This window comes from Allobosea spartocytisi (assembly GCF_014764685.1).
Classification (GTDB): domain Bacteria; phylum Pseudomonadota; class Alphaproteobacteria; order Rhizobiales; family Beijerinckiaceae; genus Allobosea; species Allobosea spartocytisi.
In genome coordinates, this window is sequence record NZ_JACXWY010000018.1 from 20,115 (window position 1) to 34,787 (window position 14,673).

The 14,673-nt window shown below is 63.5% G+C and carries 12 protein-coding genes; all 12 read left to right on the plus strand.

Features of this window, described 5'->3' with window-relative positions:
• Positions 1-519: 519 nt before the first annotated feature.
• The gene (locus IED13_RS22080) at positions 520-1,803 is read left to right on the plus strand and encodes a tyrosine-protein kinase family protein (protein ID WP_191125479.1); all 1,284 of its coding nucleotides are present in this window, start codon (positions 520-522) and stop codon (positions 1,801-1,803) included.
• Positions 1,804-1,854: 51 nt separating this feature from the next.
• Positions 1,855-2,709, plus strand: a complete 855-nt coding sequence (locus IED13_RS22085) for a glycosyltransferase family protein (RefSeq protein WP_208112876.1) — start codon at positions 1,855-1,857, stop codon at positions 2,707-2,709.
• A gap of 2 nt (positions 2,710-2,711) precedes the next feature.
• Entirely contained in the window at positions 2,712-3,362 is a 651-nt protein-coding gene (locus tag IED13_RS22090; RefSeq protein WP_038359412.1) for a PIG-L deacetylase family protein, read from the plus strand.
• Positions 3,363-3,382: 20 nt separating this feature from the next.
• Positions 3,383-4,837, plus strand: a complete 1,455-nt coding sequence (locus IED13_RS22095) for a lipopolysaccharide biosynthesis protein (RefSeq protein WP_185747922.1) — start codon at positions 3,383-3,385, stop codon at positions 4,835-4,837.
• Positions 4,838-5,025: 188 nt separating this feature from the next.
• On the plus strand, positions 5,026-5,595 hold the full coding sequence (gene rfbC, locus IED13_RS22100; protein WP_191125480.1) for a dTDP-4-dehydrorhamnose 3,5-epimerase: 570 nt from the start codon (positions 5,026-5,028) through the stop codon (positions 5,593-5,595).
• Between the two features lie 36 nt (positions 5,596-5,631).
• On the plus strand, positions 5,632-6,960 hold the full coding sequence (locus IED13_RS22105) for an NAD(P)H-dependent oxidoreductase (protein ID WP_191125481.1): 1,329 nt from the start codon (positions 5,632-5,634) through the stop codon (positions 6,958-6,960).
• A gap of 93 nt (positions 6,961-7,053) precedes the next feature.
• A complete protein-coding gene (gene rfbG / locus IED13_RS22110) occupies positions 7,054-8,208 on the plus strand; it encodes a CDP-glucose 4,6-dehydratase (protein WP_191125482.1) in 1,155 nt (384 codons plus the stop codon).
• Positions 8,209-8,245: 37 nt separating this feature from the next.
• Positions 8,246-9,586, plus strand: coding sequence for a protoporphyrinogen/coproporphyrinogen oxidase (locus tag IED13_RS22115; protein WP_260368396.1), 1,341 nt, complete (start codon positions 8,246-8,248; stop codon positions 9,584-9,586).
• Entirely contained in the window at positions 9,583-11,043 is a 1,461-nt protein-coding gene (locus tag IED13_RS22120; RefSeq protein ID WP_191125484.1) for a polysaccharide pyruvyl transferase family protein, read from the plus strand. Before IED13_RS22115 ends, IED13_RS22120 begins: the two co-directional genes overlap by 4 nt.
• Positions 11,040-12,062 (plus strand): glycosyltransferase family 2 protein, encoded by a 1,023-nt coding sequence (locus tag IED13_RS22125; RefSeq protein WP_191125485.1) that lies wholly within the window; start codon positions 11,040-11,042, stop codon positions 12,060-12,062. The genes IED13_RS22120 and IED13_RS22125 overlap by 4 nt, the downstream gene beginning before the upstream one ends.
• 595 nt (positions 12,063-12,657) lie before the next feature.
• On the plus strand, positions 12,658-13,446 hold the full coding sequence (locus tag IED13_RS28960; protein WP_185747923.1) for a LuxR C-terminal-related transcriptional regulator: 789 nt from the start codon (positions 12,658-12,660) through the stop codon (positions 13,444-13,446).
• 227 nt (positions 13,447-13,673) lie between these two features.
• Positions 13,674-14,636: a carbohydrate kinase family protein gene (locus tag IED13_RS22135; protein ID WP_191125486.1), complete on the plus strand. Its 963-nt coding sequence runs from the start codon at positions 13,674-13,676 to the stop codon at positions 14,634-14,636.
• Positions 14,637-14,673 lie beyond the last annotated feature (37 nt).

The window sequence follows — 14,673 nt, forward strand, 5'->3', positions numbered from 1 at the left end:
CGGCCATCCATCCGGCGATTTTGCGTCCCGATCGAATGCTTAGACGCAGGAACGGGGCGGGGTACCCGGCGTTTTCTCTGTGTAGGTCACTGCAGGCGCAGCGCGCCGGGTGGGGAGGGGGACGGAAGGCCGGCGATCCGGCCCCGTGACGACGCGACCGCGCCGGCCAGATGCCTCTCCTCATCCTCGTGTCTGCCATCCCGAACCGGGCGCCGGAAACGGGCCCCTTTTCGATTGAAAGACATGCTGGACACGATAAGCCATCCGCAGGTCGTCCATAGCACGGAGAGGCTCGAGAGCCGGATCAACGTGCGGCCACGACCGTCCTTCGGCCTGGGAAGCCTCCGGAGCCGCAAGCGGCTGCTGGGCATCGGCGCGCTGGCCTGCCTGGCGCTCGCCGCGCTCTATGTCGGGGTACGTCCGACGACCTACACGGCATCCAGCCAATTGCTGATCTATATCAGGCAGGTCCTGACCGGCCCCGACCAGGCGATCCTTCCGGGCCGGGCCGACCTGCCGATGGTCCAGAACCAGATCGAGCTGCTGCGCTCCGGAAACGTGCTGGCGAAGGTCGTCGAGACGCTGCAGCTGACGAAGGATCCCGAATTCCTCCGTAGCCTCCGCTCGCCGCCCGAGGCGCAGAAGCGCGATCCGGTTGCCACGGATACCGACGCCGCCGCGTTCCGCGCGGCCTTGGTGGCACTGAACAGCAAGCTCAGCATCCGCCAGGTCGGCACGAGCCATCTGGTCACGGTGAGCTTCCAAGCCTCTACCCCCGAGAAGGCCGCGCGCATCGTCAACAGCGTGATCCGCATCTATCTGCAGGAGCGGGGACGGGCCTCGGACGCGGCCTCGTCCAAGGCGCCGACGCTGCGCGAGATCTATCAAAGCCTCGGACCGAGCGCTCAGGTGATTTCGGAGGCTGAGCCGCCGGTCAAGTCTGATGGGCCGCCGGCGGCATTGATCCTCGTCGCCGCCGCATTGTTCGGCCTGGGTACCACGGCGGCCGTCGCCCTCCTGCTCGATGCGCTCGATGATACGATCCACGACGCGCACCAGATGGAATATGTCCTCGGCCTGGAATGCCTGGGCGTCGTGCCCCGCTTCGCGAATGTCGACAACGGGAGCGAGGATGCCGCGGCGCGGCGTCTGCTCGCGGTGGAAGGGCCGGTGCTGCGACGCGCGGCCGCGACGGTGCAGGACGCTTCGACCGGCGAGCCCCGGACGATCGGCGTGACCTCGGTCCTGCCGGGCGAGGGCGCGACGACGCTCGCGATCGGGCTGGCCATGGCGTCGGCCGCGTCGGGAAAACGTGTCCTGCTGATCGACGCCGTGCTGGACAATCCCGCGATCTCGCGCTGGGTTGCGAGCCTCTCATGCGCTCCGCCCCGGCCGGGAGCCAATCCGGAGCCCGCGGTCATCGGCGACGTCGTCAAGGTGCAGGCCGGGCTGCATGTCCTGTCGCTCGCCGAAGGATACGGCGAGGCGTCCCGCCTGATGCCTCGCGGCCTGCTGGACGACATCCTGAACGCCGCGGAAGCGTCCTACGACATGGTGATCGTCGACATGCCCTCGCTCGCATCCGGACCGCAGGTGCGCGCCGCCGCTCAATCGCTGGATGGCTTCCTGCTCGTCGTGAAATGGGGCGCGACCAAATCCGAACTGGTCCGGCAGGCTTTCCGGTCCGCCGGTCAGGCCGAGCCCAAGTTTATCGGGACGATGCTCAACATGGCCGATGAAGCGACGATGAAACGTTATGGATACAAGCGTTCTGAAGAACTGAAAGTCGTGATCGCTTCCTGACTTAAACAAATGCCGGGGCTGGGCCGCGAGCATTTACTGAAGGAGAGTATCATGAAGGTCGTACTCTTTTGCGGTGGCATGGGCATGCGGCTGCGGGGCTATGTCGACGATGTCCCGAAGCCGATGGTGCAGATCGGGTCGCGCCCCATCCTCTGGCATCTGATGAAATACTATGCCCATTTCGGGCATAAGGATTTCATCCTCTGCCTGGGCCACAAGGGCTACGCCATCAAGGACTATTTCCTGAAGTACGACGAGTCGATCTCGAACGACTTCGTCTGGTCCCGCGGCGGCCAGAAGATCGACTTCATCAACCGGGACAGCGACGACTGGACGATCACCTTCGTGGAAACCGGTCTGCATGCGACGATCGGCGAACGCCTGAAAGCGGTCCAGCCCTATCTGCGCGGCGAGGAGTACTTCCTTGCGAATTACGGCGACGGTCTCAGCGACCTGCACCTTCCGACGATGATCGGCGAGCTGCAGCGGAGCGATGCCGTGGCCTCGCTGCTGCTGGTGCAGCCGACGGCGAGCTTCGACATCGTCAGGACGACGCCCGAGGGCAAGATCGCCGAGGTGGCGGCGTTGAGCCATTCCGACATCTGGATCAATGGCGGCTTCTTCGTCTTCCGCAACGAGATCTTCGACTACATCAATCCCGGCGACGAGCTGGTGCGGGAGCCGTTCGCGCGGCTGATCCAGCGCCAGGCCCTGCTGGCGCATAAATGCACCGGATTCTGGCAGTGCATGGACACCTTCAAGGACAAGCAGCGCCTCGAGGAGCTCAACGATACCAACCCGCCTTGGAAGGTGTGGAAGGACTGCGCCACCATCTCGTATCCCGCGATGGCGCCGGTGGCTCCTGCGATCACGCCGGTTGCTCCCACGATGACGCAGGTGGCGTGACCATGCTGCGCCTGAAGCCGGATGGCGGCGCTGCGTCGCCGCTGCAGATCCTGTGTCTGGGATGTCATTCCGACGACATCGAGATCGGCTGCGGTGGAACGGTGCTGCAGATCGCGGCGGAGCGCGAGGCGGTGTTCCATTGGGTCGTCTTCAGCGCCAACGGAACCCGCGCCGCGGAAGCGGAGAACGGGGCAAGGCAATTCGTCGACCCCGCCCGCATGAAGCGGGTCATCCTGAAGGATTTCCAGGACGGTTACATGCCGTTCGTCGGAGCTGACATCAAGAACGTCTTCGAGGAGCTGAAGCGAGAGGTCTCGCCGGACATCATCTTCACCCACAACCGTCACGATTCGCATCAGGACCACCGGCTGATCGCCGAGCTGACCTGGAACACGTTTCGCAGCCATCTGATCCTGGAATACGAGATTCCGAAATATGACGGGGATCTTGGACAGCCGATCGTCTTCAACGCTCTTTCAGATGAAATCTGCGAAAAGAAGGTCGATCTGATCCTCGATACGTTCAAGTCCCAAGGCAACAAGCATTGGTTCGACCGCTCGACCTTCATGGCGCTGATGCGGTTGCGCGGAATGGAATGCAATGCGCCGAGCGGATACGCCGAGGCTTTCTATGCCCGGAAGCTGATGCTCTGAACCGGCAATCGAGAAACGTCATGCATGATCTGAAGGGCAGGACTGTTCGCGCCGGGCTCATCAATGTGGGCTCGCGCGGGATCGGCTTCACGGTCCGCATCGCCTCGCTCATGATCCTGGGCCGGCTGCTGACGCCCGAGGATTATGGCCTCGTCACCATGGTGACGGCGTTCACCGGCGTGCTGAACATGTTCGGTTGCTTCGGCCTGTTCCAGGCCGCGATCCAGCGCGAGGAGCTGAGCGAGGTCGAGTCGTCGTCGCTGTTCTGGCTGAACCTGATCTTCGGCGCCTTGCTGACGCTGATCGCCATCGCCGCCGCGCCGCTGGTCAGCGCGTTCTACCACGAGCCGCGCCTGCTCGAGATCATGGACGTGATCGCCTTCACCTTCATCATCACCGCCGCCGGCGTCCAGCAGGGCGTGCTGCTTCAGCGTCGCATGGCATTCGGGACCTCGGCGAAGATCGAGATCAGCTCGCTGCTGATCGCGACTGTGGTGTCGATCGGGATGGCCATGGCCGGCTATGGCTATTGGTCGATCGTCTCGATGACGATCACGCTGCCGCTGGCCACCACCATCGGCCTGTGGCTGGCGACCGGCTGGATTCCGGGCCGGCCACGGATCGCTCCCGGTATCCGCTCCATGCTGCGCTTCGGCGTCGGAACGACAGCGACCGGCTTCCTGTCCTACGTCACGAACAACATCGACAAGCTTCTGCTCGGGCGTGTCTGGGGCACGGAAGCGACCGGTCTCTACAGCCGCAGCTTCTATCTGATCAATTTCCCGACCGAGAATCTGAATGTGACGATCGGAGAGGTCGCCTTCGCGGCGCTGTCGCGGACCAAGGGCGATCTCGATCGCTTCCGGCGCTACTTCCTGAAAGGCTATTCGCTGGTGGTGACGCTGACCTTGCCGTTGACGGTCGTGTGCGGGCTCTTCGCCGACGACCTGATCCTGGTGGTCCTGGGCCCGAAATGGATCGGCGCCGTCGAGATCTTCAGGATCCTCGCTCCGACGATCCTGGTGTTCGCGATCTCGAATCCGCTGGGCTGGCTGCTCAACGCGCTCGGGCTGGTCCGGCGTGGGGTGTATATCGGGTTGTTCTCTGCCCCGCTGATGATCGCGGGCGTGCTGATCGGGCTTCCTTACGGGCCGCATGGCGTCGCATTGGCCTATTCGACCGTCATGGTGCTCAAGGTCATCCCGATCACGATCTGGGCGCTGCGCGGGACCGGGATTCGATACCGCGAGTTCGTCGGGGCGCTGGCGAACCCTCTGGCCGCAAGCGTGGTCGCGGGCGGGTTCGCCTATGCGGTGCATGCTCTCACGGCGCCGGCGCTGTCGCCGGTGCTGCGCCTCATGCTGGATGTGGGCTCGTTCGGCGTGGCCTATGTCGCGGCGCTGCTCCTGATCGCGGGCGAGAAGGCTTTGTATCTCGACCTCTTCCGCGCATTGAGAACCGCGCCTTCCGCCTGACGCGCGCCCCGCGAAATCCACCCGCCCCCAATGCCGTGAAGCATAGAGCCCGCAGGTCGGCCTGATGCCGTTGCGGCATCTACCTGATATTCAAAGCAATATTCTGGTTTGCCGCGATCTTGCGCCGGAACTCGGGCGCTCCGACGAGCATTGTTCAGGTATAGGGTCACGAATTTCAGAGGTGGGGGATGCACTTCTCCAAGACCAGCGTCGAGGGAGCCATGGTCATCGACCCCGCCCCACATGTCGATGCGCGGGGCCGCTTCATGCGGGCCTGGTGCCTCCAGGAATTCGCCGAGCAGGGCATCGCGTTCGAGCCCGTTCAGGCGAACATGGGGATCAGCACGAAGCGCGGCACGATCCGCGGCATGCATTTCCAGGAAGCGCCCGACGGGGAGGCGAAGCTGGTGCGCTGCACGCGTGGAGCGATGTTCGACGTCGTCCTCGACATGCGGCGGGATTCACCGAGCTACGGGGCCTGGTGCGGCGTGAAGCTCAGCGGCGACAATGGCCGCATGCTCTATTTGCCCGAGGGCTGCGCGCATGGCTACCAGACGCTCGAGCCGGATACCGAGATGCACTACATGACCTCGGCCTTCTACACGCCCGGCGCCGCCAGGGGCGTTCGCTTCGACGACCCGGCCTTCGGCATCGTGTGGCCTTTGGCCGTGACCGAAATTTCCGAACAGGACCGCAACTGGCCGCCGGTGCGGATCGTGCCCGACCGTGTCGAGGCAGATGCGCGCCTGATGGCGTGATCGTCTTCGCAGGCGTTATCGGAAGGGAACCAGGCTATGGCTGTCGATACCGTGTTGCGGGAGCGCGAGGCGGCGGGTCGTCCGATCCGCGTGGGAATGGTCGGAGCGGGTGCCACAGGGCGCGCGATCGCTCTCCAGCTCGGCACGCCGGTGCCTGGAATGCGGCTCGTCGCGATCGCCAACCGGACGCTCGAGAATGGCGAGCGGGCCTTTCGCGAGGCGAATATTCACGGCTGGACCCGCGTCTCGACGGTGCGGGAGGCCGACCGGGCCATCGGGGACGACGTCCCCGTTCTGACGGACGACCCGGCCGTTCTGACCGCTTGCAGGGCCATCGACATCATCCTGGAGGTGACCGGGACGGTCGAGGCGGGCGCCGCGGTCGTTCTCGATGCGATCGCACATCGCAAGCATGTGGTGATGGTCAATGCCGAGCTCGACTCGCTGATCGGGCCCATCCTGAACGAGCGGGCCCGCGAGGCCGGCGTCGTGCTAACCAATACCGACGGCGACGAGCCCGGCGTCGCCATGACGCTGCTGCGCTATCTGCGGACGCTGGGGCTCAAGCCCGTCGCCGCCGGCAACATCAAGGGCATGGTCGATTACTACCGCAATCCCGACACGCAGAGGGCATTCGCCGAGAAGAACGACCAGGACCCGCGCAAGGTCACGTCCTTCGCCGATGCCACGAAGCTGTCGATGGAAACGACGGTACTGGCCAATGCGACGGGCTTCCATGCGGGCCGTCGCGGCATGTACGGGCCGGCTTGCAAGGATGTTCGGGAGATCGCGGAGCGCCTGCCGGCGCAGGCGATGCTCGAAACGGGGCTGGTGGACTATGCCTTGGGCGCTGCGCCCCACACCGGAGCCTTCGTCATCATCCATGAGGAGGCGCCGCTGAAGCAGGCGCAGCTCGCCTATTACAAGCTCGGAGACGGGCCGTTCTACGTCTTCTACACGCCGTTCCACCTGCCGCATCTGCAGATCGCCTCGACCATCGGACGCGCGGTCATCCAGCACGATCCGACCGTGGCGCCGCTGGCGGGGCCGGTCTGCGAGGTCGTCACGATGGCGAAGCGCGATCTCAAGGCCGGCGAGCGTCTCGACGGCATCGGCGGGTTCTGCGCCTACGGCCTGATCGAGAACGCGGTCGATGCGCGCGCCGCCGACGCCTTGCCGATCGGCCTGTCCGAGAACTGTGTCCTGCGGCGCGACAAGAAGAAGGACGAGGTCGTCTCGTTTGACGACGTCGTGCTGCCGGCGGGGCGGCGGGCGGATGTGCTCTGGCGCGAGCAGCAACTGCGGTGGCCGATGCGCGAAGCGGAAGCTTCGCCGCAGCGCGTCCTCGTCGAGGCGGTCTCCTGACATGCACAGCCGCGGCGGAAACAGGCTTTCACGCGCGGCCCGGTGCATTCCGGAACAGCCGGGTCATTTCATCGATATGGGGCTAGGTCGGCCATGCTGAACCGTTCCTTCTGGCAGAACCGCAAGGTCTTCGTCACCGGCCATACCGGCTTCAAGGGCAGCTGGCTGTCGCTGTGGCTGCACGCGCTCGGCGCCGATGTGACGGGCTATGCGCTCGATCCGCCGTCGGAGCCGAGCCTTTTCGAGCAGGCGAGGGTCGGCGAGTGCGTCCGCTCGATCCGCGGCGACGTCCGGGACTTCGCGCACCTGAAGTCCGCGCTCGCCGCATGCAATCCCGACGTGGTCATCCACATGGCCGCCCAGTCCGTGGTCCGCTACGGCTATGACGAGCCGGTCGAGACCTATGCGACCAATGTGATGGGGACCGTCCATCTGTTCGAGGCGGTGCGCCAGCTCGGGCGCCCCTGCGTCGTGGTCAATGTCACCAGCGACAAATGCTACGAGAACCAGGAGTGGGTCTGGGGCTATCGCGAGAGCGACCCGATGGGCGGGCATGACCCGTATTCCAACTCCAAGGGCTGCGCGGAGCTGGTGACCGGCGCCTATCGCGACTCCTATTTCCCGCCGGACGCGCTGTCCAAGCATGGCGTCGCGCTGGCGAGCGTGCGTGCGGGCAACGCCATCGGGGGCGGCGACTGGACCGCCAACCAGCTCATTCCGGATCTGGTCCGCGCCTTCCTGGGCCGCCGGCCCTGCCGCATCCGCAGCCCCGCCGCGATCAGGCCCTGGCAGTTCGTGCTGATGCCGCTGCACGGCTATCTGCTGCTGTGCGAGCGGCTCGCGGAGGACGGAGCCCGCTTCGCCTCGGGCTGGAATTTCGGGCCGGCGGAGACGGATGCCAGGCCGGTGTCGTGGATCGTCGACAAGCTCGTGTCGCTGTGGGGCGAAGGCGCATCCTGGACGCTGGATGGCGCAGCGCATCCGGCCGAGGCGCAATTGCTGCGCCTCGACACCTCCAAGGCGAGGGCGGGCCTCGACTGGCACCCGGTTCTGCAGCTCGACCAGAGCCTGGCCTGGATCGTCGAATGGTATCACGCCTTCCAGGCGGGGAACGATCTCCAGTCCCTCACGCGGCGACAGATCGAGCGCTACGAATATCTGCTGCAGGACCATGCGGAGCGGAACGCTTCAGGAGCGCGGCCGAAGGCGGCTGCTCCGGCGCCTCTGCTCCCGATGGCCGAAGGCTGATTCCGCAACGGTGCCACAGCTCAGGGAACGCGCATCCATGTCGAACGTCGTCGTACTTGGAACTGGAATGGCTGGCTTCGGTGCGGCGCACCGACTCCGGGAGGAGGGCATCACGCCCGTCATGTACGACAAGAATTCGTATTATGGCGGCCATACGATGTCGTTTCGTCACGAGCCGGGCTTAACCTTCGATATCGGGCCGCACATCTCCTTCACCAAGGACGAGCGCATCCAGGAGTTGTTCGCCGACAGCGTCGATCAGCTTTACGAAACCATCCAGATCAACCTGAACAACTACTGGCGGGGCTACTGGCCGCAGCATCCGGTCCAGCTTCATCTGCATGGCCTGCCGGAAGAGGTGATCGTGAAGGTGATCGCCGACTTCGTCGAGGAGCGGCAAAAACCGGAGGGGCCGATCAACAACTACAATGACTGGCTGGTCGCCAGCTTCGGCTCGACCTTCGCCGAGCTCTTCCCGAAGCAGTACACGCGCAAATACCATCTCACGACGGCCGAGAACATGAGCACCGACTGGTTGGGGCCGAGAATCTACCGGCCGACGCTGGAGGAAGTGCTGCGGGGCGCGATTTCCGCCTCGTCGCCGAACATCCATTACATCACGCATTTCCGCTACCCGAAGCAGGGCGGCTTCGTGTCCTATCTGCGGGACTTCGTGCCGAAGGGAAACATCAAGCTCGATCACGAGCTGACATCGATCGATCCCAGGATCAACGAGATCGAATTCTCGAACGGCGTCCGGACCCGCTACGACGCGCTGATATCGTCCGTGCCGCTCCCGGATCTCATCCGCATGATCAAGGGCGTGCCGGCCGATGTGCTGGAAGCCTCGCGCAAGCTCGCCTGCTCGTCCTGCGTGCTGGTCAATCTCGGGGTGGACCGCGCGGATATCTCCAGCGCGCATATGTCGTATTTCTACGACGAGGACATCTGCTTCACGCGCCTCGGCTTCCCGCACATGCTCTCCGAGGACAATGCCCCGAAGGGTATGGGAAGCATCCAGGCGGAAGTCTATTTCTCCGACAAGTACAAGCCCTTCACGGGCAAGCCCGAGGACTGGATCCAGCCGGTCATCGACGATTTGCGCCGCTGCGGGCTGCTGCACGACGGCGACCAGGTCGTGTTCAAGACGGCAATGTATCTGCCCTACGCCAATATCATCTTCGATCTCGATCGCGCCGCCGCCCTCAAGACGGTTCACGGCTATCTCGACGAGATCGGGATCGCCTACTGCGGCCGCTATGGCGATTGGGGCTACATGTGGACCGACGAGAGCTTCAAGAGCGGCGAGGCGGCGGCGGAGGCCGTCCTGTCGCGTTCCGCGGCGCTCGACGTCCGCCAGAGGGCGCGTATTGCATGAGCGGCAAGATCGACATCGATGTTCGCGCCGGCGAGCCCGTCGATCTGTCCGGGTCCGGGCTGCAGGAGTTTTGTGTCAGTTCGGTGGCCACCGGCTCCTCCAAGCCCAGCCGGGTCGGGCTCCTGGCCCATTGCGGCACGGGCAATCTGGGCGACGAGGCCTCCATCACAGCGGTGCTCGACAACATCACGCTCCGGTCGCCCGGAGTGTCGGTCGTCGGCCTGTCGATGGACCCCGAAGACACCACGCGCCGGCTCGGAATTCCCTGCTATGCGATGCGTCAGCGGGTTTTCCCGTTCCAGCGGGAATGGTCGTCGGCATCGCATCCCGCCGGCCCGGGCGGGTTCGCGTGGCGGCTGAAGGCGACCGTCAAGAAAACGGGGCCGCTGTTCCACATCGCCAATGCGCTGAGGCATGCGCTGGTCGTATGGCCCTCGCAGTTCTTCCGCGAAATCATGTTTCTGCTGCGTTCGCTGCTTCTGGTCTGGGAGCTCGACATGCTCATCATCGCCGGGGGCGGACAGCTTCTGGACTGGGGCGGCCCCTGGGCGTTTCCCTACACGCTGTTCAAATGGGTCCTTCTCGCCAAATGCGCCAACGTCAAATGCATCTTCGTGAACAATGGCGCGGGCCCGCTGGATTCCTCCCTGAGTCGCTGGTTCATCCGGCGCACGCTTGCCATGGCCGACTATGTGTCCCTGCGCGACGGCGCGTCGGGCGACTTGCTGCGGAAGATCGGCTTTCGCGGCAAGATGAAGGTCGTTGCCGACGCGGTGTGGGGCCTTCGGCTGCCGGAGCGGCCGGCGAAGGAGCCGGTCATGCCGAGCACTCAGCTCGTGATCGGCGTCGGGCCGATGGCCTATGGCGATTCAAAGCGGCACTGGGTCAATGACGATCAGGGCTATCGACGGCTGATCGACAACCTCGCTGCGTTCTGCGGCCAGATGCTGGCGCGCGGGCATCGGATCAGGCTCTTCAGCAGCGATATCTGGTTCGATTCCCAGGCGATCGCCGATCTCGACGCCGCCATCCGGCAGAGCTTTCCCGCGCTGGCGCCGGATCGTGTTACGCGGGAAACGGTCGAGAGCATCGCCGACATGCTGGCGGCGCTCTCCCATGTAGATTTTTACGTCACCTGCCGCTTTCACGGTGTCGTGTTCGCGTCGTTGCAGACCGTGCCGACCATCGCGCTTGCACCCCATCCCAAGGTCACCACCCTGATGGAAAGCCTGGGCTTGTCGGATTACTGCGTCGACATTGCCCGCTGCGACGCGGCGGATCTGGTCGCAAGAGCCGATCGGCTGATTGCCGACAGGGACGGAATCAAGGCGCGCATCGGTGTGCGCGCCGCACAGTTCAAGTCGCAGCTCAATCTGCAGTTCAACGCCTTGTTCCTGGCGAATGAGAAAACTTGCGCTGAGGGAACGAGATATTCTCAAGAGGGGGCCCTGAGATGAACGCGCAAACCGGTCCGTTGGTCAGCGTCGTGACACCCGTCTACAATGGCGCGGAATTCCTCAGGGAATGCATCGAAAGCGTGCTGTCCCAAAACTATCGGAATTGGGAATACATCATCGTCAACAACGCCAGCACTGACGGCACTCTCGAAATCGCCGAGGAGTATTGCCGGCGGGACAGCCGCATCCGCGTCGTCAGCAACGAGACGCTGCTGCCGATCATCGCCAATCACAACAGGGCTTTCGGCCTCATCTCGAAGCAGAGCAAATATTGCAAGGTCGTTTCGGGCGACGACTGGATCTATCCGGAATGCCTCGAGAAGATGGTCGCTCTCGCCGAAGCCCATCCATCCGTCGGTATCGTCGGCGCATACCAGCTCAGCGGCGGCGCGGGCATCTGGTACGTTCGGAATGTCGGCCTGCCCTACGCGCAGACGGTCGTCCCAGGGCGAGAGGTCTGTCGGGCCCATTTGCTCGGTACGCTGAGGGTATTGGGAAACCCGTCATCGGTCATGTATCGATCCGATCTGATCCGAAATTCCGACGAATTCTTTCCGAATCCGACGCATGAGGCGGATATCAGCGCGTGCCTCAAGCATTTGCGCTATGAGGATTTCGGCTTCGTGCACCAGATCCTGGGCCATGAACGGATTCATCGCCAGACCGCGACGGCTGTTTCGCTCGAAAACAATGCCTATGTCTCGGCGGAAATCAGCGACTGCCAAGAATATGGCGGCTGGTATCTGACCAAGCAAGAGCTCGAAACACGGGTCGACGAGCTGCTCGACCAGTATTACGCCTATCTCTCCTCCAGCGCGTTCAAGTTCCGGGACAGGAAATTCTGGAATTACCACGCCGGACGGCTGCGGGACCTCGGACACCGGTTCGACGGGCGGAAGCTTTCGATGGGAATTGCCAGAAAGGCGATGGATCTGATCCTGAACCCAAAGGGAACGGTTCAGATTCTGAGCAAACGAATTCGCCTGCATTACATGTTCAAGGGAGTTCGTGCGCCGTAAATCGACAGGACTCAGCGATACTTTCTTCGTATTCGGTCGCGCTTTAAGTCCACCCCGTTCGCTGAGATCGAGCCGACGTCGCTGGCTGTCGCCAGCTGACGTTAAGGATGGCAGGCCGGAAACCGTTCTGGAATGGCTAACGGATCGTTAATTGACTTGCCGGCGAGACTTTTTTGGATAACAATCCCTTACGTAGATGCCGATGGATGGATCGCCTGTCGATCCGTTGCCTAGTCTGCCTTATGGCGCGCTGATGAGATGCCGCGCCTCATGCCTGCGCTAATCGCTATGTCTGACGATCTTTCATGCTCGTATCTGGCGTATTATGTCTCCGTATCTCGCGGAGTTGTATCATTTTTTACTCTGATTCCGATCGTATTAACTGGTATTAAAAGGCTTCTTTCTTGGGGTTTCTGCGTGATATTTCTGCGTAAATGAATGCAGTGTGGTCGGCGATATGTGACGAGAGGAGGTTTCGAGATAAGTTCCAAATGAGACTTCGGTCTCATCATCTTAACGAGAAACAAGAATAGTAAGCAGATTTACCGGGGGCGTCAGTTTGAGTTGTGTTTGCCCTTTCGGCGGGAGGTTTCAAATGAGGGAGAGCAAAGCCTTCGGGATCGTTCTCATAGGGAAATATTCTCTGATGCGAGAGGGGGTTCATCGCGTTCTTCAAGAAAACAACTTTCGTATCATCGACTCGCTCTCTGGAATCGACCAGCTGAGCGGTAAGTCTCGTGTCCAGAACAGCCTTTTTCTTGTCGTCTACACCAACGACGCTTTCGATCTCATCATCGGAGAAATCGAGCTTGTGAGGGATCGATATCCGGATGCGCATATCGCGGTCGTCGCCGATCGCTATGGACCGGCTGAGCTCGCGGCGGTCTTCAAGGCCGGCGCCAGCGGTTACCTCGTCAACACCAATTCCTGCGATGCCTTCGTCAAATCCATCGAACTGGTGATGCTGGGCGAAACGGTCTTCCCGCCGACATTTCCTTCCGCGGTTCCCGCCGCAAAAAAGCCCCGCCGCCCTAAGGCCGGTCCCGCCGCGGGCGAGGATGACAGGGCGTCTCCCAGCTCTCCCCCGGATGAGACGGTCGCATCGCTGCTGTCACCACGGGAAATGGGGATCGTCAGCTGCCTGGTCGATGGGGATTCCAACAAATCCATCGCGCGCAAGATCGGCATCGCCGAAGCCACGGTGAAGGCCCATGTCAAAGCGATCCTGCGCAAGATCCGGGTCCAGAATCGAACCCAGGCCGCGATCTGGGGAATGAACAACGCGCTGCTGCTGCAACCGGCCAACAACAATGCCCGGGCGGCCTCCGCCAGCGCCGGCAAGAGACTTCCGGATTCCGCTGCGGGTGTCGGCGCCTATCAATAGCGAAAAGGCCGGACGGGGCGATGTGACATCGGCCTTGCCCGGCTCGACATCGTCGCGCCCTTCGGATTGGTGCAAGGCGCTTGCCGTTCTCGCGCCATCTCCCGTAGTTTCGGCATCCCGTCGAAAATGCTCGAATGCCATGGCCAGCCGGCTGGCGGCATGGCATTCGATCGGTTTGCCCGGCGGCCGAAACCTTGCCGCCCCTGCAGGGAAAGCAGCGATTCGTTATGTTCCTGGTTTGCGGCGAAGCCCTGATCGATCTTTTCGTCGCTCCGGCGGACGGGAACGAGATGCCGGCGCGGGTCGTCGCGGGCGGTTCGCCCTTCAACCTTGCCGTCGGCCTCGCGCGGCTCGGCATGCCGGCGGCTTTCCTGGGCGGTCTTTCGCGTGACCGCTTCGGCGCATTTCTCGCGGAGCGGCTGACGAAGGAAGGAGTCGACGGGCGCTTTCTGGCGATGAGCGACGGGCCGACGACGATCTCCGCCATCGTCACCGCGCAGGACGGCCAGCCGGGCTATTCCTTCCACGGCGAGGGCGCTGCCGATCGCCTGCTCATGCCGGCCGATCTGCCGGCCGTGCTGCCGCCGGAGATCACGGCGCTGATCTTCGGCTCCTATACGATGGCGGTCGAGCCGGTCGCTTCGACGCTCGCGGCCCTGGCCGAGCGCGAGGCGGGCCGGCGGGTCATCAGCGTCGATCCCAATCTGCGGCCGATGATCGTCGGCGACATGGCCCGCTGGGCCGAGGCGGCCGAGCGCTTCTACCGCGTGGCGACCATCATCAAGGCGAGCGAAGAGGATATCCGCATCGCCTGGCAAGGGCAGCTCTCGATTGGCGAGGCTGCATCCTATTGGCTCGAGCGCGGTGCCGGCCTGGTCGTCATCACAGAAGGGCAGCGCGGAGCGACCGCTTTCAACGCCGCTGGGCAGGTTTCGGTGCGGGGGCGCCCGGTGCGGGTCGTCGATACCGTCGCGGCCGGAGACAGCTTCCATGCGGCGCTGCTGGCGCAGCTCGCAAGGGCAGGGCGGCTGAGCCCGGCCGCCATCGCGGCACTCGATCTGCCCGCGCTTGCCGAATTGCTCGATTATGCTACGGCGGCGGCCGCCGTGACGGTCACGCGACGCGGCGCCGACCTGCCGACCGATGCCGAGGTGCAGGCGGCTCGCGCGGAAGGTTCTGGTTGCCGATGAGGCGATGCGAAGCCGTACGCGGCTTCGATTGTTAGCC

What these genes read in the sequence shown, in the direction of transcription:
- IED13_RS22080 (WP_191125479.1), top strand. Translation starts at nt 520, where the DNA reads ATGGTCCAGAACCAGATCGAGCTGCTGCGCTCCGGAAACGTGCTGGCG.
- IED13_RS22085 (WP_208112876.1), top strand. Translation starts at nt 1,855, where the DNA reads ATGAAGGTCGTACTCTTTTGCGGTGGCATGGGCATGCGGCTGCGGGGC.
- IED13_RS22090 (WP_038359412.1), top strand. Translation starts at nt 2,712, where the DNA reads ATGCTGCGCCTGAAGCCGGATGGCGGCGCTGCGTCGCCGCTGCAGATC.
- IED13_RS22095 (WP_185747922.1), top strand. Translation starts at nt 3,383, where the DNA reads ATGCATGATCTGAAGGGCAGGACTGTTCGCGCCGGGCTCATCAATGTG.
- rfbC (WP_191125480.1), top strand. Translation starts at nt 5,026, where the DNA reads ATGCACTTCTCCAAGACCAGCGTCGAGGGAGCCATGGTCATCGACCCC.
- IED13_RS22105 (WP_191125481.1), top strand. Translation starts at nt 5,632, where the DNA reads ATGGCTGTCGATACCGTGTTGCGGGAGCGCGAGGCGGCGGGTCGTCCG.
- rfbG (WP_191125482.1), top strand. Translation starts at nt 7,054, where the DNA reads ATGCTGAACCGTTCCTTCTGGCAGAACCGCAAGGTCTTCGTCACCGGC.
- IED13_RS22115 (WP_260368396.1), top strand. Translation starts at nt 8,246, where the DNA reads ATGTCGAACGTCGTCGTACTTGGAACTGGAATGGCTGGCTTCGGTGCG.
- IED13_RS22120 (WP_191125484.1), top strand. Translation starts at nt 9,583, where the DNA reads ATGAGCGGCAAGATCGACATCGATGTTCGCGCCGGCGAGCCCGTCGAT.
- IED13_RS22125 (WP_191125485.1), top strand. Translation starts at nt 11,040, where the DNA reads ATGAACGCGCAAACCGGTCCGTTGGTCAGCGTCGTGACACCCGTCTAC.
- IED13_RS28960 (WP_185747923.1), top strand. Translation starts at nt 12,658, where the DNA reads ATGAGGGAGAGCAAAGCCTTCGGGATCGTTCTCATAGGGAAATATTCT.
- IED13_RS22135 (WP_191125486.1), top strand. Translation starts at nt 13,674, where the DNA reads ATGTTCCTGGTTTGCGGCGAAGCCCTGATCGATCTTTTCGTCGCTCCG.